Consider the following 500-nt stretch of genomic DNA (forward strand, 5'->3'; position numbering starts at 1 on the left):
ACATCAGACGAGGGAGGTGAGAGAGGATGAAATGGCACGCTGAATTCACAGCAAATATGGGAGCAGGTCGCACTGGTGAGTTCTCAGCTGAGATCGAGCAAGAAGCGGAAGACGCGTATCGCGTGAAAATCTACCGTCATTACACGAACGACAACCAAAAGTACCTCCAGAATAATCCGAGGGGTTTTGGTGATGTAAAAAACTCCTTGGAACAAGCGAAAAAGCACGTCAAAAAATTTGTTCCAAATATCGATCACCGCCTCGTGTGGGTGGAGAAGGAGGACTAACACAAGATGAAATTTGGAGAAATCCACATGGTCGAGTTTCTTGTGACCGCAAACCATCCTGATGGAATGCTGTATTACCAAGTTGGCGAAAAGAAGAACGAACGCGAAATAGCCAGCATCAAAACAACCGAATCTTGCGGAAAAGAAGTAATCTGCTTCCTCGACGCTGACGGTGATGTAATCTTCGAGTCCAGCGCGGACAACTGCCTCATC

Annotated in this window: 2 protein-coding genes; both read left to right on the top strand. The window is 47.0% G+C overall.

Going from position 1 to position 500, the window contains the following annotated elements:
• Window positions 1–26: 26 nt before the first annotated feature.
• On the top strand, window positions 27–287 hold the full coding sequence (locus EL26_RS23165) for a hypothetical protein (RefSeq protein ID WP_038094895.1): 261 nt from the start codon (window positions 27–29) through the stop codon (window positions 285–287).
• 6 nt (window positions 288–293) lie between these two features.
• Window positions 294–500: hypothetical protein (locus EL26_RS23170; RefSeq protein ID WP_038094897.1), on the top strand; the 207-nt coding region annotated here is incomplete at its 3' end.

Source organism: Tumebacillus flagellatus, from assembly GCF_000714935.1.
In the GTDB taxonomy this organism is placed as follows: domain Bacteria; phylum Bacillota; class Bacilli; order Tumebacillales; family Tumebacillaceae; genus Tumebacillus; species Tumebacillus flagellatus.

Bases quoted from the DNA above. Each gene is read 5' to 3' on its own strand.
- EL26_RS23165 (WP_038094895.1), top strand. From the start codon at position 27: ATGAAATGGCACGCTGAATTCACAGCAAATATGGGAGCAGGTCGCACT.